The organism is Paraburkholderia phenoliruptrix, assembly GCF_019511605.1.
Lineage (GTDB): Bacteria > Pseudomonadota > Gammaproteobacteria > Burkholderiales > Burkholderiaceae > Paraburkholderia > Paraburkholderia phenoliruptrix_A.
Genome location: NZ_JAEUAV010000013.1, coordinates 1 through 26,969 on the forward strand (window position 1 = coordinate 1; position 26,969 = coordinate 26,969).

General features: G+C 61.9%; 20 protein-coding genes and 1 pseudogene. 6 read left to right on the top strand and 15 right to left on the bottom strand.

What is annotated here, in order from left to right; translation table 11 throughout:
* Window positions 1-490, bottom strand: a pseudogene (locus JNB89_RS31090) (hypothetical protein); the annotation flags it as partial.
* 984 nt (window positions 491-1,474) lie between these two features.
* On the opposite strand from JNB89_RS31090, the gene JNB89_RS31095 reads away from it, so the two are divergent.
* Window positions 1,475-2,119 (top strand): hypothetical protein, encoded by a 645-nt coding sequence (locus tag JNB89_RS31095; protein ID WP_223216796.1) that lies wholly within the window; start codon window positions 1,475-1,477, stop codon window positions 2,117-2,119.
* Window positions 2,120-2,801: 682 nt separating this feature from the next.
* On the top strand, window positions 2,802-3,296 hold the full coding sequence (locus tag JNB89_RS31100; protein ID WP_223216797.1) for a hypothetical protein: 495 nt from the start codon (window positions 2,802-2,804) through the stop codon (window positions 3,294-3,296).
* Between the two features lie 18 nt (window positions 3,297-3,314).
* Here the strand turns inward: JNB89_RS31100 and JNB89_RS17365 are convergent, their stop codons facing one another.
* Window positions 3,315-4,397, bottom strand: coding sequence for a glycosyltransferase family 4 protein (locus JNB89_RS17365; RefSeq protein WP_220363096.1), 1,083 nt, complete (start codon window positions 4,395-4,397; stop codon window positions 3,315-3,317).
* Entirely contained in the window at window positions 4,397-5,650 is a 1,254-nt protein-coding gene (locus JNB89_RS17370; protein ID WP_135894295.1) for an oligosaccharide flippase family protein, read from the bottom strand. Before JNB89_RS17370 ends, JNB89_RS17365 begins: the two co-directional genes overlap by 1 nt.
* 364 nt (window positions 5,651-6,014) lie before the next feature.
* Here JNB89_RS17370 and JNB89_RS17375 point away from each other — a divergent pair, with 364 nt between their 5' ends.
* Window positions 6,015-7,217, top strand: coding sequence for a glycosyltransferase (locus tag JNB89_RS17375; RefSeq protein WP_220363097.1), 1,203 nt, complete (start codon window positions 6,015-6,017; stop codon window positions 7,215-7,217).
* A 79-nt stretch (window positions 7,218-7,296) separates the two neighbouring features.
* Here JNB89_RS17375 and JNB89_RS17380 read toward each other — a convergent pair whose 3' ends face one another.
* On the bottom strand, window positions 7,297-8,445 hold the full coding sequence (locus JNB89_RS17380) for an acyltransferase family protein (RefSeq protein ID WP_220363098.1): 1,149 nt from the start codon (window positions 8,443-8,445) through the stop codon (window positions 7,297-7,299).
* A 284-nt stretch (window positions 8,446-8,729) separates the two neighbouring features.
* Between JNB89_RS17380 and JNB89_RS17385 the strand changes: the two genes are divergently transcribed.
* Window positions 8,730-10,172 (top strand): hypothetical protein, encoded by a 1,443-nt coding sequence (locus tag JNB89_RS17385; RefSeq protein ID WP_220363099.1) that lies wholly within the window; start codon window positions 8,730-8,732, stop codon window positions 10,170-10,172.
* A complete protein-coding gene (locus JNB89_RS17390) occupies window positions 10,169-11,386 on the top strand; it encodes a glycosyltransferase (protein WP_220363100.1) in 1,218 nt (405 codons plus the stop codon). Before JNB89_RS17385 ends, JNB89_RS17390 begins: the two co-directional genes overlap by 4 nt.
* Window positions 11,387-11,471: 85 nt before the next feature.
* Here JNB89_RS17390 and JNB89_RS17395 read toward each other — a convergent pair whose 3' ends face one another.
* Window positions 11,472-13,205: an FAD-dependent oxidoreductase gene (locus JNB89_RS17395; protein ID WP_220363101.1), complete on the bottom strand. Its 1,734-nt coding sequence runs from the start codon at window positions 13,203-13,205 to the stop codon at window positions 11,472-11,474.
* Window positions 13,206-13,376: 171 nt separating this feature from the next.
* Window positions 13,377-13,991, bottom strand: a complete 615-nt coding sequence (locus JNB89_RS17400; RefSeq protein ID WP_220363102.1) for a DapH/DapD/GlmU-related protein — start codon at window positions 13,989-13,991, stop codon at window positions 13,377-13,379.
* Between the two features lie 183 nt (window positions 13,992-14,174).
* Here JNB89_RS17400 and JNB89_RS17405 point away from each other — a divergent pair, with 183 nt between their 5' ends.
* Complete coding sequence (locus tag JNB89_RS17405) at window positions 14,175-14,660, top strand: hypothetical protein (protein WP_220363103.1); 486 nt, start codon at window positions 14,175-14,177, stop codon at window positions 14,658-14,660.
* A gap of 29 nt (window positions 14,661-14,689) precedes the next feature.
* Here JNB89_RS17405 and JNB89_RS17410 read toward each other — a convergent pair whose 3' ends face one another.
* The 9 genes from JNB89_RS17410 to JNB89_RS17450 form a co-directional block, all read right to left on the bottom strand.
* Window positions 14,690-16,021, bottom strand: a complete 1,332-nt coding sequence (locus tag JNB89_RS17410) for a glycosyltransferase WbuB (protein WP_220363104.1) — start codon at window positions 16,019-16,021, stop codon at window positions 14,690-14,692.
* A 62-nt stretch (window positions 16,022-16,083) separates the two neighbouring features.
* Window positions 16,084-17,226, bottom strand: coding sequence for a glycosyltransferase family 4 protein (locus tag JNB89_RS17415; RefSeq protein WP_220363105.1), 1,143 nt, complete (start codon window positions 17,224-17,226; stop codon window positions 16,084-16,086).
* Between the two features lie 25 nt (window positions 17,227-17,251).
* Window positions 17,252-18,208 (bottom strand): GDP-L-fucose synthase family protein, encoded by a 957-nt coding sequence (locus JNB89_RS17420; protein WP_220363106.1) that lies wholly within the window; start codon window positions 18,206-18,208, stop codon window positions 17,252-17,254.
* A 5-nt stretch (window positions 18,209-18,213) separates the two neighbouring features.
* Window positions 18,214-19,332 (bottom strand): GDP-mannose 4,6-dehydratase, encoded by a 1,119-nt coding sequence (gene gmd / locus JNB89_RS17425; RefSeq protein ID WP_220363107.1) that lies wholly within the window; start codon window positions 19,330-19,332, stop codon window positions 18,214-18,216.
* 56 nt (window positions 19,333-19,388) lie between these two features.
* On the bottom strand, window positions 19,389-21,623 hold the full coding sequence (locus JNB89_RS17430) for a polysaccharide biosynthesis tyrosine autokinase (RefSeq protein ID WP_013338181.1): 2,235 nt from the start codon (window positions 21,621-21,623) through the stop codon (window positions 19,389-19,391).
* A gap of 52 nt (window positions 21,624-21,675) precedes the next feature.
* Complete coding sequence (locus JNB89_RS17435) at window positions 21,676-22,815, bottom strand: polysaccharide biosynthesis/export family protein (RefSeq protein ID WP_013338180.1); 1,140 nt, start codon at window positions 22,813-22,815, stop codon at window positions 21,676-21,678.
* Window positions 22,816-22,884: 69 nt separating this feature from the next.
* Window positions 22,885-24,270 carry an undecaprenyl-phosphate glucose phosphotransferase gene (locus tag JNB89_RS17440; protein ID WP_220363108.1) on the bottom strand — a complete coding sequence of 462 codons (1,386 nt, stop codon included), beginning with the start codon at window positions 24,268-24,270 and terminating at the stop codon, window positions 22,885-22,887.
* 52 nt (window positions 24,271-24,322) lie between these two features.
* Window positions 24,323-25,858: a mannose-1-phosphate guanylyltransferase/mannose-6-phosphate isomerase gene (locus tag JNB89_RS17445; RefSeq protein ID WP_013338178.1), complete on the bottom strand. Its 1,536-nt coding sequence runs from the start codon at window positions 25,856-25,858 to the stop codon at window positions 24,323-24,325.
* 93 nt (window positions 25,859-25,951) lie between these two features.
* Window positions 25,952-26,935: a helix-turn-helix domain-containing protein gene (locus JNB89_RS17450; RefSeq protein WP_220363109.1), complete on the bottom strand. Its 984-nt coding sequence runs from the start codon at window positions 26,933-26,935 to the stop codon at window positions 25,952-25,954.
* Window positions 26,936-26,969: the final 34 nt, after the last annotated feature.

Consider the following 26,969-nt stretch of genomic DNA (forward strand, 5'->3'; position numbering starts at 1 on the left):
GTGCTGGTGCAGGCGCTGGTGCTGGTGCAGGCGCTGGTGCTGGTGCTGGTGCTGGTGCAGGTGCTGGTGCTGGTGCTGGTGCTGGTGCTGGTGCTGGTGCTGGTGCTGGTGCCGGTGCCGGTGCCGGTGCCGGTGCCGGTGCCGGTGCTGGTGCTGGTGCCGGCGCAGAGGCAGCGACCGCGCGCATCCAGCACGCCTTGTCATACCCGTAGGCCGGATCCGTTTGCGACACCGCGCCCAGATAGCAGCCTACCCCGTTGCTAAACGTAGCGGGACTGGTCAACATCGTCGACGGAGCATCGGGCGGCACTACGCCAAAAACCACAGAAGCCGTGCCAAGAAACGAGCACTTGCCGTTCTCCTGCGCGCACAGTTTGTATTGCTGTCCACCAACCGTGATCGTGCTGGCCTGTGCGTGAGCATTTTGCGCAGCGAAGGATGCCAGCGCGGTTGTCGCGGCAATCCCCATCAACTTCGAATATCGAACCATTGTCCCTGTCTTTGCGAAGAAGAGTTATCCCCGAGGATGGAGCGGCATTGGCGCAAGCCCGGCCGTCTTTGAGTTGTCGGAAAAAAGCAAAAGCGCGCCCCCGGACACAGTGAGGTCCGTTAATAGATGTCAAACGCGGGGCGAGCGAAAACCAGCGCGGCTATGCTTTACGCGCTCATTTCGAAACGGAACGACGAGAACCGCTTGACTTTCGTTTCCCCTCCAATCATCAGGATGACTAACTGCGTGAGAAAGCCAGTTTTGTTCGCGTCATCATGAATGATCTTGGGTTGGACTCGCGGTCTGCCACGCGGAATGCAAATCAACGGCAGACATCGAGCGGGTAGTAAGACAGCGCTCACCTGTCGACCAGCGCCGTTCTTACCTGTACTGCGCGGCGCCTCGAAGGAGCCGACATGGCAAACTTGCTGAAGCTCGCTAAGGCCGTGACGCCACAGGTATTACTTACTTGGCGTGCTGGCGGAGGAATTATAAACGTTTCAAAACTGCAACGAGGCCATAGCCAAAGCTGATAAGTAGCGGTCACGACCCCATGCCCGATGGATGGCCCACTGTTTTCGGAAATTCCCGGCTTGGCGCAACACCTGTCTCGCTATGGCGGCGAAAAGATAAGGTCTCTATTCGTCGGCAGATAAGCCAATTGGGGACAGCGCACAGCGCCGCACGCGCCATATCCCGCCATCGTGCCCCGCGCGAGTGCGCGAGCCTTCAATTGAGTGAGGCCATGCTGTGCAATCCTGCGAATACATGCCAACCGAGAACACCTGGCCTGATTGGCCTGCACGATGGCGTTTTCTCGCGTTATACAACGCACTGATTTCGTGCGCGACGGTGGTAGTCTGAGGAGAGCAGTCTTCGCGGCACGCAGCCGCCCTTTTTGGGCGGCAGGATCGAAGCAACCAGAATGGACCGCGAAGCATAATTGCCGGCGAACGGCTCAACATCGCTGCGGGAGCGACTGCGATGGGATACAAAACCTATACCCTGATAACCTTAATGGTGGCGAGCAACGCGGCGTTAGCGTGGCAGCCACTGGTCTATCCGATTCGAAGCCAAAGCGCGTATCAACGTAACATTGACAGCGCGATGTGCTACGCGACCGCGAACAAGCAAACCAAGGTCAACATCGCGCGCGAACCTCAAACGCCACCGCCCAAACCTGCCGGAACCAAAACGTCGTCGACTGGTGCGCCTTCCCGTCCGCCGTTGCCGCCCAGCACATTCTCTGCTGCGCCGGCCGGCCCCGCACTACCGGATGGGATGGCGACGGCCGCGCCCGGCTCGGCTCCGGCAGCGAAACCAGGCACCGCCACTGCGGGCAACGCCGCCTCTGCGACGCCTGCGGCACCCACAAGCGCCGCACCGGCAAGCGGGACGCCAACTGCGACGGCGAATGCAGCGCACGGCGCCTCCGCAGCATTGCCGGAGTCGGCGGCAGTCGCGGAAAAATCTGCTTCTGGGCCGGCCGCCACCGCTAGCGCGTCCGACACGTCGCAACCGGGGACGGCCGCACTGCCTCCGCTGCCAGCTCCGGAACCACCGATGACGCGCTACTGGGCCGCCTACGGCGCGTGCATGCAGGCGCGCGGCTACGTCGTCGCACAGTAGTGCGAACATCGCGAGCGTGGCTTGCGTTGCCTGCATGCCGACTGCCGCAAGCCGACCCCACGCCCCGCGCAACATCGCGAGCAATAACAACATGAATACAGACACAGTTAATAATTGGGAATGCGAATCGTGTGGAGCACCGCTCGCCGATCGCACGACGCCCTGCCCTTCATGTCGCGCTCGCAGCGTCCCTTCGTTTGGGGCGCTCGTGCCGACTCTGACGGTGCGGCTCGATGACGCTCGCCCGATGCGCACACACCGCGTGCGTATGCGAAGAGTGTGGAGCCCATCGCATGCGTTGGCCAATCCGTATGCGACCATCGACGAGTCTTTGGCGAGCCCGAGTGCTCAGCAGCGGCTGCGCGTGCCGCTTGCACTGGCTGCGTCCGCATTGGTCGTGGCATCGACTGTTTATGTGGGCTTCATATACAACGGCGACACTGCAGACGAAAACGAGCCAGTCGGTGTCTCTGGTGCGATCAGGCAGCAGAAGATCGTGCCGCCAACGACAGCCCCCTTCCTTTTCCCAGCAGCATCGTCTGCACAATCCGCAGTCGTCGCTTCCGCCGCAGCTCCGCGTGCCGAGCCGGCACCTGCGCCGCGCCCCTCGTCGACGGCATCCGCGGCAACGCTACCTGCCGCGTCGCCACTACTTGCTCGCCGCGGGGCGCCCGCTGTTTCCGTGACATCCTCGGTCTCGCCGGCAACGCCCGCTTCTTCTAACGCCGTCACCCTGTCGGCGCAAGCAAAGCGCGACCCCGGCACGCCGCTGCCGCTTACCGCAGAAGACAAGGCGCGAGCGGATCTCTCGCGGCACCTACGTGCGGCACGCGCGAGTCTGCAGAAGAACAACCTGGTCGCGACAAAGGCCCGCGTCGCGGCGGCCATCGCGGTTCAACCTCAAAGCCGCGAAGCGCAGAACCTGCGCGCAGCCGTCAACGCCCGCGAACAGCAGCGCGATGCATTGCTCAATCTCGCGCGAGGCTGTGGCAACATCGCGCGGTGGGATTGCGTGGCCAGCAATGCGAGCAGCGCGCTCGAGCTCGATTCGAGCAGTAAAGAAGCGCGCCATCTCGTCACGCTCGCCATGCATGAGTCAGCGCTCGCAATTGCGGAAACGGTCACGCCAGAGCCAGAACCTGCACCGGACACACGCGACATCAATGCTCATCACTGAGCGCGCGCTTCATAGCCTTTATAGCGTCTGACGCGCCGATACAGCCGGGCACAGCTGCCGCGCAATCGCGCGATATCGCTCGGCCGTGTCTCTCAGCGTGAGCCCGGTAAGCGACCTTTGCACACGCTGCTGTCCTAGCGCTGTCACGATAGCCTCGGCGTAGCCACTGGTATCGTCGGTATCCACCAGTTGCACGCCAGGAAAACCATTAGCGAATGCGAACGCCGGTATCCGGCTTGCGACAATCGGCACGCCGGAGGCCAACGCCTCGAGAAATGCCACACTGTGCCCTTCCGAGCGCGACGGCATGACGAACACGCTCGATTCCGAAAGCACCGAGGCCACCTCGCTGCGCGGGCCGGCTACCAGCACGCGCTCTGCAATGTTCAGCCTGGTTGCGAGCGCAACAACCTCGCGCTGATAGTCAGGGTCTTCCACGACGCCGTACAACGTAAGTTTCGCGTCCCCAACCCGCTTCAGTACCTCGCTGAAAGCCTGCACCGTGAGCAGTTGATTCTTCACCGACGCATAGCGGCCAATCTGCACGATTTGCGGCACGCTGCCAACGCGTTGACCTCCGTCAGTGAAGGCGAAGCGCGCAAGATCGACGCCGTTGGGCACGACGGTCATGGACGGATGCACGCCGATTGCCTGTATGTAGTCCCTCACGCCTTGCTGTGATACGCCGATCACCACGCTCGCGCGCCCTGACAGAATATGCTCGACGCGCCTGAAAAGCGGCCGCTCGAAGTCGTTGGTCGCCGAATGCATCACATAGACCACCGGCGCGCCAAGCGGCAACGCTCGCGCATAAAACGACGGAATGGTGGCGTGCGCGAAGATGACGTCGGGGCGAAAGCGCCGCACGGCGACAAAGAGATTCCACAGCTTGCCCAACGCGTGATGCCGCTTCGTCGGAAACCAGCACTGCACGCCGCGCCGTTGCAATTGGTCGGCGAGTTCGGCGAAATCCGCATGCGCGGGCAACAAAGATGCCACGCACACAGCCATGCCTTCAGCGCACTGATCAAGTGCAAGATCTTTTGCGAGCACTTCCGCACCGGACAAACGCGGTGCGAGCACCAGATGGAAGACACGCATTATGCCGTCCTTGCCGTCAACGTTCTATAAAGCATCCAGGCCGCTGCACAGCCGAGGCCCAGCGTCATCGACCACGCAATACCCGTCACGCCCCACCAGCGAACGGCGAGCGGCGCGCTCACAAGCAGCACCACCACCTGAATCGCAGACGCGTGCACGGTAGCCCTCGCATCGCCGATTGCCCGCAGATACGACACCAGCACCGCAATCAGCGCCCCAATCGCCATATTGATGACGAGGATCCTGAAGAGCGGCACCGCGGGTAGCCATGCCGCACCCAGAATCAGCGAAAACAGCGGTTGCGCAATCAGCCGCAGCACTTCGACAAAGACCGCAAGTCCGATTGCGGCCACGAGCAGATAGATCCTGATCAGCCTCGAAGCAGTCTGGGCACTGCGCCGATGGTGCGCAGCAAACGTGGGAAACAGGTATTGCGACATTGCGATCGCCGCGTCGGCGAGCAGCATCTGCGCGAGGCGCGACGACATCTGATAGCCGCCAAGTTGCGTGGGACCAAGCAGTTTGCCGACCACCACCTTGTCGAACTGATTGAGCAACAGGTTGATCACGCTACTCGCCCAGATCCATCGACTGAAATTGACATACTGGCCGATGCCCGACCATACCGCGCGCACCGGCGGCCGCGGCTTCATGGTGGCCCACGTCAGCGTGCTCTTCAAGGTTTCGCCGGCGACGAGCCCGATCAGCACCGAAGCCGCACCCGCGCCGAGATACGCGAGCACGAGACCTGCAGCGCAATCGACAAAAGCCGCCGCCACTTCCACGCCGGCAATATGCTGAAAGCGCCGCTCGCGCTGCACCACGTAATAGGCGGGCGATGCAAGGCCGCGCAATAGCGGCAGTACCGCAGCGAGCTGAATCAGCACGAGCGAGCCGTCGAGATGAAACTGACTCGACAGCAACGGCGCCAGCGCGACCAGCAGCAATGAGATCAACACGCCGCGCGCGGTGAGCGTGGTCCATACCGCCCCAAGTTGCGAGTGAGTAGGCGCATGTTCGCCCTGAATCACAGCCTGTGCGAGCCCCGTGTCGGACAGCGCCTCTGCAATCGCGACCGCGAGCAACGCCACGCTCACGCTGCCAATCGCCTCTGGTCCGAGCATGCGGCCAATCGCCAGAAACTTGATCGCCACCAGTCCACGCACAGCGAACTGTTGCAACAACACCCACGTCGCCGCGCTCGCCCCGAAGCTGCTCGCTATCGAGAACGCGGGAAGCCTGATCGCCCGCAAGTGATTCTCCGTCGATTTACATTGCCGTTCAGCAGTTCATCCAGCTTTATCACTCGCTGTTGATGCCGCCCCGGCTGATTGAATTGGTTGCGTCAGCAACCTGGCGATGGTTCGTCTGGAACCGTAGGCATGACCTTACCGCGAGAGATTCGCTGTCAACCGCCATCAGCCAGGCCGCTTCAGACGCGGCCCTTGCGCGGTGGTTCGTTTTCCCACACAACGCGCGAATCCGCCAGTTTTGCGGTGGCGGGCAGTGCTAACGTTATTCATCTGATTGCGCAACAGAGCCCGCGGCTCGGGCAGTTGTGTCGGGATCGCTGAATGACTGGTGCAATTCGTCAACCCCGCATGTCCATCTCCGCTTATGCCTACCCACCTGATAGAACCTGAGTTTGTCCTGATCGTTGAGCCCAACCTGACGGGCCACCGCTGGCGCTACGCGGAGTGGATCATGCAGGCCTGCGCGGATGCGGGCTATCCGTGCATTCTGGTCACCGAATCCGCCAATGAAGATCACCGGCTCCCGCGCCGCATTACCGCCGCTGACCGCCCCGATCAGCAGATCGCTTTCGTCGATGCCGAAGAAAGCCGAACTCATCGTTTGCGTGAACGCAGTCAGTATTGGCGCTTTCACCACTACTTCGAGCGTGCGTACAGGCTATTGAGTCGCGCGCAGTCCATCCGGCTGGTGGTCGTGCCTTATGCCGATTACTTCTTCAATGGGCTGCCATTTCTCGGGTCACCCTTTGGCAAGACACCGTGGATTGGCATTACGATGCGCTCCACGTTTCATCATCACAAGGTCGGCATCAAGGCGCCCGACCGGCCAGTCGTCAACGCAATCAAGGCCGGGTTGTTCAGGCGTGCCATTCGCACGCCGGGTCTGCGCACCTTGTTGAGCATCGATCCGACCTTGCCTGAATGGGCAACGCTCAATGCATCGAAAGGCAGTGCGAAGGTCGCTTATGTGGCGGACCCTTTTCCCGATGAGCGCGCCGAAGACCCGGCACTCGCCCGTGAGCGACTCGGTTTGGATCCCGAGCAGCGCTATCTGCTGGTGTACGGCGCAATCACGGAGCGCAAGGGCATCTACGAGCTGGTTCATGCGATGACTCGCCTCGAGCACGGGCCCACGCTGATCGTCGCCGGCGAACAGGATGCAAGCATCCGGCATTTCATGCGCAATCACGTGCGCAGTCTCAAGCACGCGCCCGTGGTACTCGACTCCTTTATTTCCAACGACATGGAGCGCGACCTGTTTTCGGCCTGCGACGCGGTATGGCTCGGCTACAAAGGTCATTACGGCATGAGCGGCGTGCTGGTGCAGGCGTACCGCTTCGGCAAGCCGGTCATCGCGACGGAAGACGGCCTGATTGGCTGGTTCAGCAGGCGCTGTGAATTGGGACCGATCCTGAGCGACCTGAGCTCCGCGTCCATAGGCAAGGCTATTACCGAGGCAATGACCTCATGGCCTCACGCGCACCCCGCGGCGGGATCGCGCGACAATCTGCTTTCGCAGAACACGCTAGGCGAATTCAAGCACACGCTGCTGCAGCAGATGGCGTGATTCGAAGACCTCCCGCATGAAGCGCACGTGACGTGCGCCGGCCATGAGCCGGGCACGTCGAACCGTCGTGCGTTCCTGCTCAGGACAACTGCCCGCCCGCGACCGGAACTTCTTCCCGCACGGAACTGCTGCGCTTCTCGGGGAACAGCGCATTTCGCATCAGCAGGAACGGGTATTCGATCGCCCGCGTGGTCACATAGCCGATGGCAATGGCAATGGCGAACTGCGCGGTGAGTGCGACGAGCCATATAACGGTCGGCGCGAGGCCGAGCGACGTTGCCTTGCGAATGAGCATATCGCCGGGAGCAAGCGCAAGCGAGTGCCACAGATAGATACCGTACGAATAAAGGCCAACCCAGGCGATGCCGCGATACATCCACGTCTTGCGCAGCGATCCAGAGTACTCTAGTACCAGCACGATAAGCGCCGCAAAACCGAGCGCCTGAATCGTGTAGCCGACACTTTCGTCGAGCGCAATGTTCTTCGTGGCAAACACAAGCCATGCGCAAAGCAGCAGGACACTGCCGATCAGGAGCCACTTGCGACGCGCAATCTGGTGATAGACGCCGGGTTTCATCCAGTAGATAGCTGAGAGAATGACGCCGATCAGCAAGCTGTCGATGCGGTACTGCGTGTAAGCAAAGGCGCCTTCCAGGTTGCCGCCCGCGACCGCAAAACAGCGCGCTATGAGTGTTACCGCACATATGCCGGACAGCACGCCGACAATCGACCATGCGCCGAGCCGCCAGCGTGAGAAAACCAGCAGGAGCGCCGGCAGTGCCAGATAAAAGTGCTCTTCTACCGCAAGACTCCATGTCTGCGTGATCGACGTGCCCAGATAGTTCTGCAAATGCGTGAGGTTCTGGAACAGAAACGTATTCCACGGATGCCGCCCGGCCAACACGTGAAACAGAATCAGCACGTAATATGCCGGCCAGATACGGAACATGCGCCGCACGATAAAGCGCCGGGCGTCGACATGGCCGGTTTCCGCGTATTGCCGAAGCAGCAGTCCGCCTACCAGGAAGCCGCTCAGAGTAAAGAAGAGATTGACGCCTTCTCGTCCGAAGTTCTTGAGCGGGTACTCGATGATCTGAATGACCACGTTAGTGGTGTGAACAGCATGAAAGTGAAAGCCCATCACCGCAATGATCGCGATGCCGCGAACGAAATCCAGCTCGATCGCTCGCCCGGCCTTTGCGGGTCCCGTCCCGCCGAATAGCTTCATGTTGTTCTCCCCTTATTTCCGTTTATTCGGATGCCTTAACCTGTTTGCATCTTCGGCGGCAGCAAGCCCATACGAGCGCCAAGATCAAGGCATTCACCGACAACATCGGCGAGCTTGCGTGCGTCTTGCAGGCATAGCCCTTTCCACTGTCGCCAGAATCCAGGCAGGCGGCGACGAAGCGCAAATGGTCCGGTGCGCAAGCATAAAGTTGCGCGCACAATGACCCGACGCGAGACCGTCCGCTATAGACGACGGCAAATGACGGCGACGGGGAGGAAACAAGAATGCGCCATCAGTATGCAACGCCATGGATATGGATTTTCCTGCTACCACTTGCGCTGGACTATAAGGCCACCAACGCGACCACCGGGCACTTCGCCCAGTTCATCTTTGTAGTTCCAGCAGTGGCAGCGGGACTCGCCCTTCTGCTGATTGCACCGCGCTTTCATGAGCGCTCCGGGCTTCGCTCAATCGTCACCGCCAGCATGTTTCTGTGCGTCTTCGGCAGTGTCGTTCCGCAGCTCATCCAGGACAATGACAGCGGCAATTATCTGCGCGTGCTGCTGCCGTTCGTGCTGTTTCTGCTTGGCTATCTGGTTGCTTGCCGGCCGTGGAGTGAGCAGCGAATTGCTCAGTTCGAGAAGGCCCTGTTCGCGGGCAATGTGATCAGCCTCATCTTTACTTTCGTGTACGGCATTGCGACGGGCGGCGGACTCGAAGACGTACGCTTTCGCATCATCTCAGTCACACTGCTTGGCTTGCAGGGCGTGCTGCTGCATGAGTTCGTCGTCGCAAAGCGCTACACGCCGTATACGGTCGGCGTGTTCGCCGTCACGGTCATTGTCGAACTACTCAGCGTCACACGTAGCCTGCTGGTGGGCACGGTGCTGCTGTTTCTGATTGCAATGGCGCTCAGCGCGCCGTCGATACGGCAGATCTGGCGCGCTGTCGCTCGCGGCGTGGTCGTGGCCGCCGTGCTCGCAGGCGTGGCAGGCATCGCGATACTGGCGGTGCCGAATGTCGCGGAGCACTGGTCGCAACGCATCTTCTTCTCCGAAGCAACGGTTTCGGGCAAAGATCCGACCACCATCACTCGTCTTGCCGAAATGCGCGATCAGTACGACCAGGTGACCGCCACACCGGAAACGCTGCTATTCGGTGCGGGCTATGGACACTACTATCGCTATTCGCCCGACTATTTGCCGGACCTTGCGGGACAGTTCAGCAAGCAGGATTTCTACGCGATCAACGAATGGGCCGCGGGTCACAATTTCTGGGTCTATCAGTTCTTCGCGGGCGGGCTCGTGTTCGGCATTGCCATGCCGCTCGCGACGCTCGGCGCGCTTGCGCTGTGCTTCTTCTCCTACCGGTACTGGCGCAAGGTCGTGCCCACGGCGCCCATGCTGCCGGTGCTCGGCCGCGCGATCATGCTGTTTGCCGCGTTGCCGGCCACCTCCATTGGCGGCAATCCTCTCGGGCCACGCTTCTCGGGTCTCGTATTCGGTGTCGGGCTGGGTCTGATGATCGCTACCTTCACGCGTTTGCAGCGAGCGCTGCCGGCACGCGCAGACCAGATGCGCGCGGCCCGTCCTATGCGCCACGGCGCGATGCCGGACTTACCTGGCCGCATCCAGCCCGGTATGGGCCGTGCGGACCTTGCCAGCACGCTCGGCACGTCGCACACCGCGCGACTGCCGGGCTCCAACCGGGCGGACATTGCGCGATGAAAATACTCCACGTGCTTGCAAGCGTCGACCCGCGCTCGGGTGGTCCCGTTGAGGGCGTTCGCCGCAGCGGGGTAGCCATGCAGAATGCGGGACACGACATTGAAGTCGCGACCTGCGATTCCCCTGACGACGCCTATCTCGCGACTTTCCCGTTTCCGGTTCATGCATTCGGACCGACCTCGAACCGCTACAGTTATAGCGCGCATCTCGCGCCGTGGCTCGCCCGGCACGCGAAGCGCTTTGACGCAGTTATCGTGCATGGCTTATGGCAATATCACGGCTTCGCGACGTGGAAAGCGCTGCACGACAGCGACGTGCCGTATTACGTGTACGCACACGGCATGCTCGACCCGTGGTTCAAGCAGGCGTACCCGCTCAAGCACCTAAAGAAATGGCTTTACTGGCCGTGGGCCGAGTATCGCGTACTTCGCGGCGCGCGCGCCGTCATCTTCACGACCGAAGAAGAGCGCACGCGAGCGCGTCAGTCGTTCTGGCTCTATCAGGCACACGAGCGTATCGTGCCATTCGGCACCACCGTTCCTGAAGTGGATGCAGCATCGGTGCGCGAAGCCTTCTTGCAGGCTGTGCCCGCAGCACGCGGCAAACGTGTCGTGCTGTTTCTCGGCCGCGTGCATGCGAAAAAGGGCTGCGACCTGCTGATCGACGCGTTCGCGCGCGTGGCTCAACGCGACCCCGCGCTGCATCTGGTGATTGCGGGCCCCGACGAAACCGGCTGGGTTGCAAGCCTGCGCTCTCAGGCACAGGCGGCTGGAATCTCGCATCGACTGAGTCTGCCCGGCATGCTGCAAGGCGACCTGAAGTGGGGTGCCTTTCACGCGAGCGACGTTTTCGCGCTGCCGTCGCATCAGGAGAACTTTGGCGTCGCGGTAGCGGAGGCGCTGGGCTGCGGGCTGCCCGCGCTCATCTCCGACAAGGTCAACGTATGGCGTGAAATCGAAGAGGACGGCGCTGGGCTCGTCGCGCCCGATACTGTCGAAGGTACGGAGCAAAGTCTCGTACGCTGGCTCGAACTCGGCGCCGCCGCGCGCGAGACCATGCGCGTGCAGGCTGCGCGCACATTCAATGCGCGCTTTCGCGTGGAGACAATGGTGAGCGCATTGACCGCCCTGCTCGAAACGAAGGGTGACCAACCCGCTGAGCTAAAGAGCAATACGCTCGCGGCGTTGCACGAAGCCGCCCAACCCGGCCGCTGATCGGCAACAAAAAAATCACGGCGCTCGCAGGAGCGCCGTGTCCATTTCCAGCGACGGCGCATTCGCGCCGTCTTCATTCTTTACTTCACTGCTCTTTCATCAAAGGTGTCAAAGTCGACGCGGCAATTGGCAGTGTGTCGACCGGAGACTGCGCCGGCACAACCGGACTATGGACCGCTTCGACGCGAGTACTGCCGGTGATATGCGGAACGTCCAGTTGCCGCGCGAGATGCCCTGCAAGCCGCAGCGCGAGCGCCGCGATCGTGATGGTCGGGAAATTCGCGCCGACAGTGGGAAACACCGAACTGCCTCCCACATACAGATTGCTGATGCCGTGCACTTTGCAATTGCGATCGACGACACCTTCGCGCGGTGAATCGTGCATACGTGTCGTGCCCATGTGATGCCAGGTGCCCTCCAGCTTCTCGGGCCACGCTCTGCCTTCGAGCGGGGCATCCAGCTCCACGTCGGCAACGCGCGCCAGTTGCAGTTCTTTCGCGAGCCCGGCGAAGGTTCTGTCGAACGTACGCTTTACCTGCTCGCCCAGGCGCCATTCCACCTTCACGCGCGGCATGCCGAAACGATCGCGTTTGTCGGCACTGAGCGTGACGCGGCTGTCCGGGTCAGGCACCGCTTCGACAATCGCCTGCAACGTTACGTCGGTAATGAGCGCGGGCCATTGCAGCAGTCGCGTGAGGCCGTAACCGACCGTATGCAGTGGATGTGTTGCCATTGTCGCGATATCGGCCTTCAGGCTGCGCCCCGGCTGGTCTTTGTGCATGAGCGCTTCCTTGCAGCGGATCAGCGCCTCGGAGCCCGCGCTGCCCTCGCCGTACCAGCGCGAATAAAGCCACACGCGAGAATTGAGCAGTTTTTCGCGCTCCATCATTTCCTGCTTCGGCGCGAATTGCGATGAGATCTTCGTACCGTGCGCGGATACTGCCGCATTCTGGTAGTGATATTTGATGTCGTAGAGCTTGTTGCGCGCCACACCCGGCCGGAAACGAACCTTTCCGCACATCATGCGCGGGTGGTCCATGAAGTAGCGCCCCACGAGATCGTTCGCATTGCCCAGTCCTGCCGCGTGTACGTTGTTCGACGCGAGCAGCAGCCGCGCGTTTTCGATTCCGCCGGTAGCGAGTACGAAAATGCGCGCCTTTACCGACATTCGCCGGCCGCACAATGTACCTACCTGCACACGGGTAATCGTCGTGCCTTGCGCGTCGGCGTCGATATTCAGGACGTTTGCGTGCAGGAAGACCCGCACACGCGTCGAGCGGCCCAGCTCTTCGCGATACACCTTGCCAAAACGCAGAGGCGGACTGAACTGCGCAATCGTATCGCGCATGTCGCCGCTGCCAAGCGGTATGCGCCGCACGTCGGAACGGCCGATTTCGCGTTCCCAGTACGCCGGGTCGAAGTTCTGCGGACCAAGCTTCAGCAATTCGTGTGTGCGTGCGTAATACGGTGCGAGTTCGTCGAGCCCGAATGGCCAGCCGCTGTGTGCAATCCAGTCGCGCTTTTCAAAGTCCCACGGGTCGAGAGGGCGGCACCAGCCGCCCCAGCAATTGCTGCTGCCGCCGAAATAGCGGCTGCGCGAGCCATCCGCGAATCGATACGGCAGACCAGCGTTTTCCCCGCGGTATAGGTCGCGTGTATCCTCGTCGGGCACAAACCCGCCGCTTTCAAGCAGGCACGTATCCACGCCGGCTTTCGACATTTCACGCGCGAGCGTGATACCCGCCACACCGCCCCCGATGATGCAAACCGTCGTTTCAATGACCGTATTCTGTTCGACATTGCGAGTATCAATGTACATCCGCAGCTCCCGTTTTCTTCATCATGATTTTGTGGGGCGTCTTCAGTGCGCCAGCCGCTGGCCGGCGCCAATTGCGCCCCTCTGCCGTGGCCTCGCGCATGAACGCTGCGCTTGCCACGACGTCGGTCTCCTCAGCGTATAAAGGCTGTGGATCGAGTTCTGTGCTTCAGGTCACGGAAGGAAACGCTTCCGTAGGAAACGACACGGATTGCCGCCGTACACTCCGCCGGCTTCGAGTGAGCGATGCACAACAGACATAGGTGTGACCACCGCGGAACGGCCGATCGTCACGCCCATTTGCACGACGCATTTGGAGGTGATCCACACGCCGTCCTCGATGACGATGGGCGCGACACGCAGGTCCATCGTCGTGCTCATGTCATGCGAGCCGGCCGTGAGGAATGTGCCCTGAGAAATGCATACGTTCGAGCCGATACGAATGGGCGCCTGGTTATAGATCCATACGTCGACGCCAAACCAGCACTTGTCGCCCACTTCGAGGTTCCACGGCGCCTTCACACGCAACGGATGAACAAAACGGCATCCGCTACCGATGCGCGCACCGAAGAGACGCAGCAACGCAACGCGCACGAACGAAAACGGCAGAAGTTTGTTGTTGATCACGCAGGCCTCGAGCACAAACCATACAAGCTCGATCAACGTACTGCGCTGCGCGCTGTAATTGCCTTTACCCGCGAGACTGAGGTCGATTACGCGAGGCTCGGAGCCGCCCTCTGCGGCTCGCGGCTCACATGCGAGCCGCGGATCGTCTGCAATCTTGCCCATCGTCTTTATCCCCTTCCTGTGTGTCTTTACAATGCACAGGGTTACTAATCAATTTCATTATCTGTCCTGTCTCGCCTCGCAGAACTTCGCGAAGTGGCCGCGCAGGCAAGCGTTTTGGCGGCTGCGTGCATGCATTTTGGCGCACGATCTCTTCATTGGACTGCATCAACCCGGGGGACCACCATGACAACCACGCTTCGCCACACCGCCTACTGCACGCTTCTCTTCACTGCTGCGTATGCAGCACCCACGCTTGCTCAGAACGCCGCGCCCGCGCGCGCACCGGCAATGACCGCGACGGCTCCGACTGGCTACGGCGCGCCCGTGCCCGCTCCCGTCGATCGCCGTGCGACGCAGCGCAAGCGCGAGCAGAGCCTGCTCGGAGCACCGGACGCATACGACGTCGGCGTTGCGCAGAACGGCAACCTCGACGACGCGCGCCGCACAGCCTTGCTGGACGAACAACGCATGACCGCGAACGGTATTGCGCAAGGCGGCCAGCAAGGTGCAGCGCTCAAGCGCAAGGCGCCCGATGGCCAGTTGCGCGTCGCCGACGCCGCAGCACGTCCGCGCGCTGCAGAGAAGCTGCTGCCGGAAGGGGCCGCCAGAGCGACCTACTCCGATCCGTACGCGACCGGTAAGGCCTCCGTCTACCGGTCGCCGTGGTAAGCACAAGTTCATGATCGCCGCGCACCGGTTCACTCGGGCGCGGCATCCTCCGTGGTTGCCGGCTTCGCGTGCGTTACCGCTACCGCGGAAGGCCTTGCGTCAAAGTACGTGGTGCTCGGCTTCCAGCGTCTTCTTCCTGCCGCGCGGCACAGCATGCCGACGCGTTCCTCAAAGGCACTGATTGTCGTATCCGGCGAAAGCGCGGTTTCGGCATAGTCGCGGGCTGCGCGGCCGAGTGCCGCGCGCCGCTCGGAATCGTTTGCGAGCGCATTGATCGCGCCGACCAGCGCCTTCACGTTGTCCGGGGGCACGACCACGCCGCGCGCGTGCACTGCCTCGTGCAGTGCCGTTCCGCGCCGTGCCATCGCAATCGTCGCGCGGCCGCTGGCGAACATGCCGGTCAACTTCGACGGCATGACCAGATCTGCGGCATCGCCGCGCTGCGGCAGCACGTGAATGTCCGCCAGATTGAGCAGTTCGTTGAGCCGCTCGGCCGGCTGCAGCGGAAGAAAGATGCAGTTGGGCAAAGCCGCGCAGCGCTTCGCGAGACTGTCTCTGGCAGCGCCATTGCCACAGAAGACAAACGTCAGGTCAGCACGCGTTGCGAGCGACGCCGCGGCTTCCGCGAGCGTTTCGATACCCTGCTTGGCGCCCATGTTGCCCGAGTACAGAACGACCTTCTGCCCCTCGGCGAGCTTGAGTTCTTTGCGGTACTCGCTTGCGCGCGTCAGCGGGTAAATGGTCGACACGTCGACCCAATTGGGAAGGCACACCACTTTCGAAGGCGCCACGCCTTTCGCCGACGCACGCGCACTCATTTGCCGCGTAATCGAGGAGACGGCATCAAAGCGCCGCAATAACTGGCTTTCCATCCACCGCGCGAAACGCGCTGCACGCGAGCCCTTGAGCAGGCCGAGTTCGAACGCAGCGTCCACCTCGTAATCCTGAATGTGGAGCCAGGCACTGGCACGCGCGAGGCGGGCGATTGCGAGCGTCGCCGGGGCGCACATCAAAGTCGGCGCAATCAACAGGACCGCGTCAGGTCGCCAGAATGTCTGCCATGCCAGCACGGGCAGCGAAGTTGCCGCGAAGCTTGCCAGATGAATCATCCGCTTGAGACCGCCCGGCCGCGACGGCACCCACAACGGCGCGCGCCACACTGAGACACCGTCGCGCTCCTCCCGCCGATAGCGCCATGCGGCATACCCCGTGGAAACGCGCCACTCCGGGTAGTAAGGCGGCGCGCATACCACCCGCACCTCGTGCCCGCGGCTCGCCAGCAGCGCAGCCATTTCGGCCGTGTATTTGCCGGTTCCCGTGAGTTCGGGCGCGTAATTAAGGCCGTAGATCAGGATCTTCATTGTGCGTGTCTGAACGTGTTAAGGCTTCCATGCCCGACCTCGCGGCGGCGCCGCGAGGCCCGTCAATCGCTCAGCATCAGCGCACAGCCCCGGGCAATGTTGGCGGCTGCAGAAGGCGGATCGAAGCGGCGAATGACATCCATGCAACGGCGTGCGGTACCGCTCGCGTCGGCAAACGCTTCCATTGCCTTGAGCAGGGTGCGCTGCAATCCCGGCACGTCGCCGGCCGTGAACGAATAGCCACTCACGCCGTCTATCACGAGTTCCGGCACGCAGCCGCAGCTTTCGCTCACCACGGCCGGGCAACCATGCGCGAGTGCCTCGTTCACCACGAGTCCCCACGGTTCGCTGAAGCTCGGCAATACGAGGCACGTCGCGCGGTAGTATTCGCGCGTGAGCGGCTCGTCCTGCAGGCTGCCTGCGAAAGTCACCGCATCGCCCAGTTGCAGGTCGGCCACTTTTGCGCGCAAGCTGTCGCCCATCGGCCCGGTGCCGACAATGCGCAAGCGCGCGGCGGGAATGCGCTTGCGCAGACCGGCAAACGCCTCGATCAACGTGCCGACCCCTTTCTCTTCCGAAAGGCGCCCAACGTACAGAAACACGGGCGGATTGCCGGTACGCGCGGCGACGCGCTCAGCCAGCGCACGCTCCGGCGAAAACGAGCCGGGCAACGCAGCGGCCTGACACGGCACGAAAATCTTGTCTCGCTTCGCGCCGAGCGAGAGCAGATATTCGCGGCTGCGCTCGCCGAAGCCGAAGTAACCGTCGCACAACGAGAAAAACACCCGCTTCGGAATGGACGTGATGAGCTTCTTCGGGCGGTCGCGTCCGGTCGAATCGCAGAACACCGCGCGCCGCTTGCCTGTCACGATGCACGCAGCGAGCATCGCCCAGTATTCCGGCCGGTGATAGCCGGGCAACACAATCAGGTCCGATTTCGCTTTCAGCACTTCCCACGTGAGCCGCACGATCATCTTGATCGTGGGTACGTCTTCGTAGCAACCATCAAACAGCTTCTGCATCGGGTACCGGTGATATGAATAATCGACCTCGGAAAAGCCGAGGCGGTCATGCTCGGTATCCGCGATCTGCACCATCGAATAGCGGATTGCTCCGGATGCCGAAATATTATGCAGCGCAGAAAAGACGACACCCTTGTGACGCGACCATACGACGTTGTGGAAGATGGTGACTGACGCACTCATTTTTATGCTGCTCCTCGAAAAGACGTCATTGCATGGCAGCCGCGGTCGCCGACCCCGCATAGGATTCGACGAATTGCTGATACGTCGACGCGATTCCCTGCTCGAGTCCGATCCTGGCTTGCCAGCCCATCTGCGCAAGGCGCGACACATCCAGCAGTTTGCGCGGCGTGCCGTCGGGTTTTGACGTGTCGAATACGAGCTCGCCCCGAAAGCCCACCACTTTGCAGACACACTCCGCCAGCTCGCGAATCGACAGGTCTGCACCGACCCCCACGTTGAAGAGCCCTTCCATCACATTGTTCTCGAGCACGAAAAGGGTGGCGGCTGCAAGATCGTCGACGTGCAGGAACTCCCGGCGCGGCGTGCCCGAGCCCCATACCGTCAAACTGTCGGCGCCGCTCAGCTTCGCTTCGTGGGCCTTGCGCAAAAGCGCCGGCAACACGTGGCTGCTGTTCAGATCGTAGTTGTCGTTCGGTCCGTACAGGTTGGTCGGCATAAGCGAAACGTATTGCGTGTTGTACTCGCAGTTGTACGCTTCGCACAGCTTCAGTCCGGCAATCTTCGCGATCGCATACGCGTCGTTGGTCGGCTCGAGCGACGAGGTCAGCAGATACTCTTCGCGAATGGGCTGCGGACACTGCTTCGGATAAATGCACGAGGAGCCGAAGAACACCAGCCGCTCGACTTGCGCCCGATACGCAGCGTGAATCACATTGGTTTCTATCACCAGGTTCTGATAGATGAATTCGCCCGGCCGCGACGCGTTGGCAAGAATACCGCCCACGCGCGCCGCGGCAAGCAGCACGACGTCGATCTTCTCCGCCTGGAAGAAGCGGTTCACGGCGGCCTGATCCATCAGGTCCAGCTCCGAGCGCGGGCGCGTGACCACGTTCGTATAGCCGGCCGCCACGAGCTGTCTGACGAGAGCTGAGCCGACCATGCCACGGTGGCCCGCGACAAATATGCGTGATTGTTTGTTCATCGCAATCACTCGTGATGTTCGAGCGCCGTGAAGCCGGCGAGCGTGACGAGTGCGTCACGACGTGCAATCTGGAAGTCCGAACGCACCATCTCCTTGACCAGCGACGCGAACGGCGTGGTCGGCTGCCAGCCGAGCTTCGCATGCGCTTTCGAAGGATCGCCGAGCAGCGTCTCGACCTCGGCCGGCCGGAAGTAGCGGGGATCGATGCGCACGATCACGTCGCCGGGCGACATTCTCGTCTCGCGCCCTTCCACTTTCTCGACAATGCCGATTTCGTCGACACCGCTGCCCTCGAACCGCACGGTCACGCCCAGTTCGGCCGCAGCGTGCTGTACGAACTGCCGCACGCTGTATTGCACTCCGGTGGCGATCACGAAATCCTCGGGCTGCTCCTGTTGCAGCATGCGCCATTGCATCTCGACGTAATCACGCGCATGGCCCCAGTCACGCAGCGCCGAGAGATTGCCGAGGTACAACGTTTTCTGCATACCCACCGCGATACGCGCAATGGCACGGGTAATCTTGCGGGTCACGAAAGTCTCGCCACGCACCGGCGACTCGTGGTTGAACAGAATGCCGTTGCATGCATAAAGGCCATAGGCTTCGCGATAATTGACCGTAGTCCAGTATGCGAACATCTTGGCGACGGCATAGGGGCTGCGCGGATAGAACGGCGTGGTCTCCGATTGCGGCACCTGCTGCACGAGCCCGTAAAGTTCAGACGTCGACGCCTGGTAAAAGCGCGTTTTATTCTGCATACCTAAGATTCGAATCGCCTCGAGAATCCGCAGGGCGCCAAGACCGTCGGCGTTGGCCGTGTATTCCGGCTCCTCGAAGGAAACCGCAACATGGCTCTGTGCCGCCAGGTTGTAGATCTCGTCCGGCTCCACGCGCTGAATCACGCGCAGAATACTGGTCGAGTCGGTCAGATCCGCATGATGCAGAAAGAGATGCTGTTCCGGATCATGTGGATCTCGATACAGATGATCGATCCGGTCTGTGTTGAAGAGCGACGACCTGCGTTTGATGCCGTGCACGTCGTAGTTTTTGGCGAGCAGAAGCTCGGCGAGATACGACCCGTCCTGCCCCGTGATCCCCGTGATCAGCGCGACCTTGCGTTTCATGAAGGCTTCTCCAGTTAACTTTTTTAAAACTTGTAGCGAGAAACTTCGTCGCGATTTCAGCCCGCGATGCTGTCGTACCCGTAATAGCCACCCTGGTACCCCGAACCGAGGAAAGCCCCTTCCTGTGGTACGTCGGTGAGCAGTACGCCTCTAAGTCCGACACCGCCGTTACGAAGACGTTTGGCGGTCTCGGCAATTTCATTCAACGGATGACGGCCGTGGCGAACCACCAGCAGCGTCGTTCCCGCATGCTTGCCGATCAGCGTCGAATCCGTCACGGCGAGCACCGGCGGCGTATCGATGATGACCAGGTCATAACGGGTCTTCAGTTCTTCCAGCATCGACTCGAACCGCGAGCTCATCAGCAGTTCGGAAGGGTGCGAAGGCAGCGTGCCTTTGGCGAGCACGTCGAGGCCGGGCAGCACGTCGCGCTGGATCATCGCGCCCAGATCGCCGCCGCTCAATACATCGGAGAGGCCGGGTTGATGCGCAATGCCGAAATGCGAGTGCACGTCGCCGCGCCGCATGTCGCCGTCGATAATCAGCACACGCTTGTTCGCCGATGCGACGAGCGCCGCGAGGTTCACCGAGAGGAACGACTTGCCCGCGTCAGGCCGCGAGCCCGTGATCATCACCACGTTGTTCGCTGCGTGGTCGAGCGAGAGCTGCAGCGAGGTGCGCAGGTTGCGCACACCTTCTACGGCAATGTCTTCCGGCGCCTGCTGTGCGAGAACATGCAGACCGCGACGGCGCAGCATGACGTTTTCCTGCAGGCGCAGCTGCGTCTGGCTGCGCGGCACCACCGCGAATACCGGCACGCCGAGCACCGCTTCGAGTTCGTCCGGACGCTCCACACCGCCGTACATGGCGCGCTTGAAGAAGGTCAGCAGAATGCCGAGCACCAGACCGCCGCCGAGCGCGATGAGGATCGCAATTACGCGCTTCGGACGCACCGGCTCATCAGGAGCCTCGGCGAAGTCCACCACGCGCACGTTGCCCACCTGGCCTGCCTTGGCGACGCGCAACTGCTGCGCGCTGTTAAGCAGGTTCGTGTAAAGCTCGGTGTTCACGTGCACGTCGCGCAACAGGCGCAGCGCGGTCTGCTCGGTGTCGGGCATCACGGAAACGCTGCGGTTCATGTTGGTCTGCGCGCCTTGCAGGGCCGCGATCTGCGCGTCGAGCGAGGCTACGGCCGGGTGATTCGCGGTGAAACGTTGGGACATCTCGGCGCGCTGAGTCTGCAAATCGAGCAGCTTCGTCTTGTTGTCGACGATCTGCTGAAGCAGCAAGCGGCTTTCTTCGCCGAGGTCCACGGTTCCGTGCGTGTTGCGGAACTTGTTATAGCGCTGCTCAGCGTCGTCGAGTTCCTTGCGCAAGCCAGGCAACTGCTGGTCGAGGAATGCGAGCATGTGCTCGGCTTCCGTCGAGCGGTTGGCAACGTCCTGGCGCACGAATTCACGTGCCATGCTGTTGACGATCGCCGCGGTCAGCGCACTATCGCTGCCTTCGAGACTTGCGCGGATCACGCCGGACTGAAGCGTGGTCTCCTGCACGACGAGCGCCTTTTGCAAACGGTCCACCGTACTCAACGTCGACGCACGCTGCAATTCGAACTGCGCGCCCGGCGCGCCGGTCAGCGCGTCCACCCGCAAGGCGATAGGACCGTCGGCCGTGTCGGTTTCCACCGTTTCGCCGACATGCCCGGACAGGATCGCCACGCCGTTCCTGTCGCGCAGCACATACGAACGGTCGTTGCCCGCGATCAGCGTAAACGTCGTGTCGTACATGTCCTTCGACGTGTCGAAGCGCGATACCGAAATGCTTTCGTTGCCCCACGCATAACCCGACAGGTTGATGAACTGAGGCAATTTGAAGCCCCACTGCCCGTTCACCAGCCCCGCGATCAGCCCGCCGATAAGCGGCATGTAGCGCGGCGTTGCGGTGATGTCGAGATGCAGCTTCTTGACGGTCTCCTCCGTCACGAGACGCGATTTGAGCAGCTCGATCTCCGCGGCTGTCGACGGTTTGGTGTCGAACATGCCGGTGAGCGGCGGCAAGGAATCCTTACCGTTCGCATTGGCATTGGCCGTCTTGTCCTCGACGTGGAACAGTACGTCCGCCCGGTACGTGGGCGGAGCAAGGAAAGCGTACGCACACCCCAGCGCGAGCGCGATCAGCGTCACTGTTGCAATGGTACGCCAGCCCCGTACGATAGTCCGGAGATAGTCCGACAGATGCAACTCGTCCGGTCCGGACACGTCGGTATAACGGTTCTCGAAGTTGATTGCCATTTTTGGTCACCCAGCATAACCCGCGGTTTTTCTGATTTGCTTTATACGGTTGTTACTTCGCTACCACGACACCTGTGACAGCCGCGTTGATCGCGGGCAGCAGCAGGTTCAGGATACGGTTGAAACGAACCAGCCCGCCCTGGCCCACGTACACCACGTCCTTCGGTTGCAGTTCGAACTGATTGGCGAGGATCATCGACACCGGCGACGATGCGTCGAGGTGATAAATCTGCGGCGATTCGCTCGTCGAATTGCGGATCACGAACAGTTGCCGCGTGCTGGCCGTGGCCTGGTCGAAGCTGCCGCTGTCCGAAATGGCCTGCGAAAGCGTCAGCGAACCGTTGCGCATCGGCGTGACGGTGGCCGGCTTGTTCACTTCGCCCATTACGTACACGCCGCTGTCTTCGCGCGAGGCCACGCGTATCGCGTCGCCCGCTTGCAGATAGATATTCGACGGGTTGTGTCCGCGCTTGAGCAGGTCGTCCATGTTCAGCTGATACGTGACGCCGTTGCGGATCAGCTCGACTCGGCTGCGATCGGCATTCGGGCTGAAGCCGCCGCTCTGGCTGATCGCGCTGGTGAGCGTCATCGTGATGTCGTTGAGCGACTGAGCGCCCGGCGTGCGCACTTCGCCATCCACGAACACTTGCGCATTGCGGAAAGACGCCACACGCACGGTCACTTCCGGCTTCTGGTACACCTTGCTCAAGCGGTTGTACAGTTCCTTCTGGATCGTGCCGACGTCTTTGCCGGCCACGTGCACCGTGCCCGCATACGGGAATTGCACGTCGCCCTTCTCGTCGATCAGAAAGCCCGAGGCCGCATCCGAAGACTTGGCATTCTGCGCGGGCTGGCCGAGCGCCGCCGCGAGTTCCGGGTGATCCCACACGACGATCTGCAACACGTCACCGGGACCAACCCTGTAGGGCCCCGGCTTGCCGAACAGCGCGAGCGTGGCCGGCGGCAACGGGGCAGCAGCCTGCTCCGTGTGCATCTTGCGCAGGAGCGACAGGTTGATATCGGTAATCGGCACTGTCTGCTGCTGTGACGGTTCAGTGCTGAAATCGCCGCCCGTCTCCTGCAATGTGGCCGGCGTTTCCATCCGCTGGCCGGGAGCGGCGGCACAGCCCGCAAGCAGTGCAGCGATGGCGAAAACCGTGAGACTTCCCGTGCGTGTACCAAGCGAGCTCATAACTTTTCCTCCTTGCGCAAGAGCGAATGTCCCCGGAAAGAGGCACCGCCTTGCGTGCTTTGTTAACAACTAGTAAGCGTTTCGATGCACCAGTCCGGCGACAATCGTCGCGCCGATAATCCGCATGTCGAGTGCGAACGACCAATGGCCCAGGTAATACAGGTCATGTTCGACGCGACGCTCCATCTTTTCGATGCGGTCGGTCTCGCCACGAAAGCCGTTGATCTGCGCCCAACCCGTAATGCCCGGCTTGATCCGATAGCGATTGATATAGCCCGCGACCACTTTCTGATAGAGGTCGTCGTGCTCGAGCGCATGAGGACGCGGTCCCACGACCGACATGTCGCCACGCAAAACGTTAAAAAACTGCGGCAGTTCGTCGAGGCTCGTGCGGCGCAGGAACGCGCCGACTCTCGTCACGCGCGGATCGTTGCGCGTCGCCTGTTTGAGCGAGCCTTTTTCCTCGGTATGCAGACGCATCGAACGGAACTTGTAGATCGTGAAGACGCGTCCATCGGCGCCCTTGCGCTTCTGTTTGAACAACACCGGCCCACGCGACGAAACCTTGACCGCAATGGCAATAGCCAGCAGGAGCGGTGCAAGACAGATGAGCGCGGCCGCTGCAAAGAGACGGTCGAAGATCTCTTTCTTCAGCATCGAACTCGCCGACAGCGGCGACGCAACCAGGTTGATCGCCGGCACACCGAGCAGCTCTATCACGCCGCTGCCTTCGAACAGTGCGAGACTGCGCACGTCCGGCATGAAGCGGATATTCACCAGGTCGTCACGGAACTCGCCGACGAGCGAACAGATGAGCGGCTCTTCCGCTAGCGACAGCATCAGCCACAGTTCGTGAACATCGTTCGTGCGGATGTAGTCGGCAAGCGCATCCACGCTGTCGAAAACAGGCACCCCTGCGCTTGTCACCGGCGAGTCTTGCGGGCTCGTGTTATAGACGGCCGCCGCGCGAAAACCGGTGGTGGGTGCCGATTCGATCCGGCGAATCAGCGCATCGCATTGCGAGCCGCTGCCCACTATCGCGACCTGATGCAGATTCATACCCGCGCCGCGCGCCCGCGCCAGCACCGCATGCGTAATGAGCCGGTACGAGATCAGCAGTCCGCCCGTCACCGCCGTCCAGTACGAAAACCACAAGCGCGAGACGGCGTCGCTGCGATGCAGTGAATACATGAGCACGAGCGCACTGCCCTGCACGATCAGCCACGCAAGCGACACCTGGCCCGCGAGCGCCAGCTTCGAGCGGCCGCGCCACGATTCATACACGCCGAACGCCGGAAAAATCGCGAGCGCAAACGCAGCCGCAAACATCACCAGCGCCCAATAGAACCCCGCTTGAGCCAGGTCGTCGAAGCGGATTTGCGACGCCACCGCCGCACCCGCGAGCACCAGCGCGACATCGAACATTCGCGCGAGCAAATCCTGAAACCTGCGCATTTTGCTTACCTCGTACTGGCCATTGCCGTCCGACACCTGCCGGCTCCGCTGTCTATGAACAGCGGCCGTAGTTGTCGTTGAATCGCACGATGTCGTCTTCGCCGAGATAGGTGCCCGACTGGATCTCAATGATCTCGAGCGGTACTTTCCCCGGATTTTCCAGCCTGTGACGCGTGCCGAGCGGTATGTACGTCGATTCGTTTTCGCTCAGCAAGAACTGCTCGTCGCCTCGCGTGACGAGCGCGGTGCCGCGCACGACCACCCAATGCTCGGCGCGATGGTGATGCAGTTGCAGCGAAAGCTGCGCGCCCGGCGTCACGACAATGCGCTTCACCTGGAAACGCTCGCCGTGGTCGATCGAATCGTAAAAGCCCCAAGGACGGTGCACCTTGCGATGCGCATCGGCTTCCGGCGCGTGTTGCGCCTTGATGCGCGACACGAGTCCCTTGACGTCCTGCACGTGCGAGCGGTCCACCACGAGCACGGCGTCGGCGGTTTCCACCACGACGACATTGGTCGTGCCGACGCATGCAACGAGGCGCCCTTCCGAATGTGCGTAGCTCGACACTGCCCCCTCGAACGTCACGCGGCCGCGCCCCGCGTTGCCGTTGGCGTCTTTTTCCATCGCAGCCCAGACGGCGTCCCATGAACCGAGGTCGGACCAGCCGGCTTCGAGCCTGACGACCACGCCCGCGGGCGCGGCACCGTTGGCCTCGCGCGACTCGTCCGCAGCTTCGGTCAGGCGCTCCATCACGGCATAGTCGATCGAATCGGCCGGCGAACTGAGAAATGCATCGACGAGCGGACGGAAATAGCTGCCTTCGCTGCGGCCGTCACGGAACGCGCGCTCGCAGGCCGAGTGCATCTCCGGCTGCAAACGCTTGAGCGTGTCGAGCCACACGCTCGCGCGCAGGATGAAGATGCCGCTGTTCCACCAGTAGGTGCCGGCCGCCACGTACTGCGCCGCAATTTCTTCGGCAGGCTTTTCCACGAAGCCGTCGATAGCATGAGCGCCGTCGCCGAGCGCCGCGCCAATGCGGATATAGCCAAAGCCGGTATCCGGCCGCGTCGGCGGCACACCAAGCGTCGCAATCGAGCCTCGTTGCGCGTAATGTGCCGCGTTTTGCAACGCCGCCTGCAAAGCGTCGAGGTCGGCAATCGAATGATCCGCCGGCATCACGACGAGAATGCCGTCCTCGCCTTGCGCACACGCATGCAATGCAGCGAGCGTCAGTGCGGGCGCCGTATCGCGCCGAGCGGGCTCGACCACGAGGCGCGCTTCTACACCGTTCTCGTGAAGCTGCTCTGCGATCACGAAGCGGTGCTCTTCACCGCATACGATGATCGGCGCAGCATCGACCTGCCAGCCCGCCGGAAAACCGTTCATGCGTCGTGCTGTGGCTTGCAGCAGCGAATCGGAGCCGACCACGTCGATCAGCTGCTTCGGGTAGTTCTCGCGCGAGACCGGCCACAGCCGCGTACCCGAGCCGCCCGCGAGAATGACCGGGACGATGCGCGTGCAACGCGCGCCGTCGGCGTCGTCGCCGGCATGGGGCGACGTATTGTTTCCAGCTCCCTGATTCAACATATTTGCAATCCTTATGATTCTTTCAATCCATCCGGACAGATACCAAAGACCGTTTGCAGAAACGCAGACGGCCTCAGGCTGGCCCCGTCGACGCTATTGGCCCACCATGCGGCGGCTTTGTATTCTGAATTCGGTAGGCGAGATCCTCATTCGCTTGCGGAACACCTTGGCGAGCCGGTCGCCATTGCCCATGCCGGTGCGGCGCGCAATTTTGTCGACCGGCAATTCGGACTCGGTGAGCAGACTGCACGTCACCGCGAGACGCTCATGCAGCAGAAAACTCGAAGGGGTGATGCCCATTTCCATCTTGAAGCGGCGCAGGAAGTTGCGCTCGCTCATTGCGGCAAACTGCGCGGCGTCCGCAATCGAAATGGACTGCTGGCAGTTTTCCTGCAGCCAGCGCGCTGCTGCGCGGACCTTGTCGCCCGGCGTGAGCGCGCCGTCATCGCTCAGAAGCGGCGCGAGGTTCGAACAGGAATCGGCAAGCAGACGTTCAGCAACCGTGCGGGCGGTGGCCGCGCCCAGGTCGCGCTTGATCATGGCGAGGGCGCTGCGCATCGACTCGAGGCGGTCGCCCGCGTCGGCGGCCTGTTCCGTCTGGCGCGGCGCTTTCGACGCCTCGCGCAATTCGTGCCGCTCCATTGCTTCCGGCGCATAGGCCGCGTCGAGCAGCGCGCGCCCTTCCGCGATGGGGCGAATCATGCCGGTGTTGTGACGCACGCGGCGCAGCCATGCAATCAGGCGCTCGTCCTTCGCGGCGGCAATTGCGCCTTTCCCGCCGGCCACGTATAGCGCGTCGAAACCGTTGTAATGTCTTGCGTCGAGTCCATCGGTCCATACTCGCAGAGCCGACGACGAGGTCACCATGCCACCGTCCGCGGACAGAAAGCACACCTCATAGGAGCAACCACCCGGGGCCGAAGAAGCGAGTTCGTTCGCCGCCTGGAATACCTCGGCTACCACGCCGGCGCCTTGCAGCGAGCAGTCGTTGAACATCAGTATCGCGATGCGACGCATGCCTTTGTTCGGGACGTGCCCCCAACGCAGCATGGCAGACTCGAGACTCGCGCAGGTCATAGCTATCCTCACCAGAAAACGGATTTACTTTCAC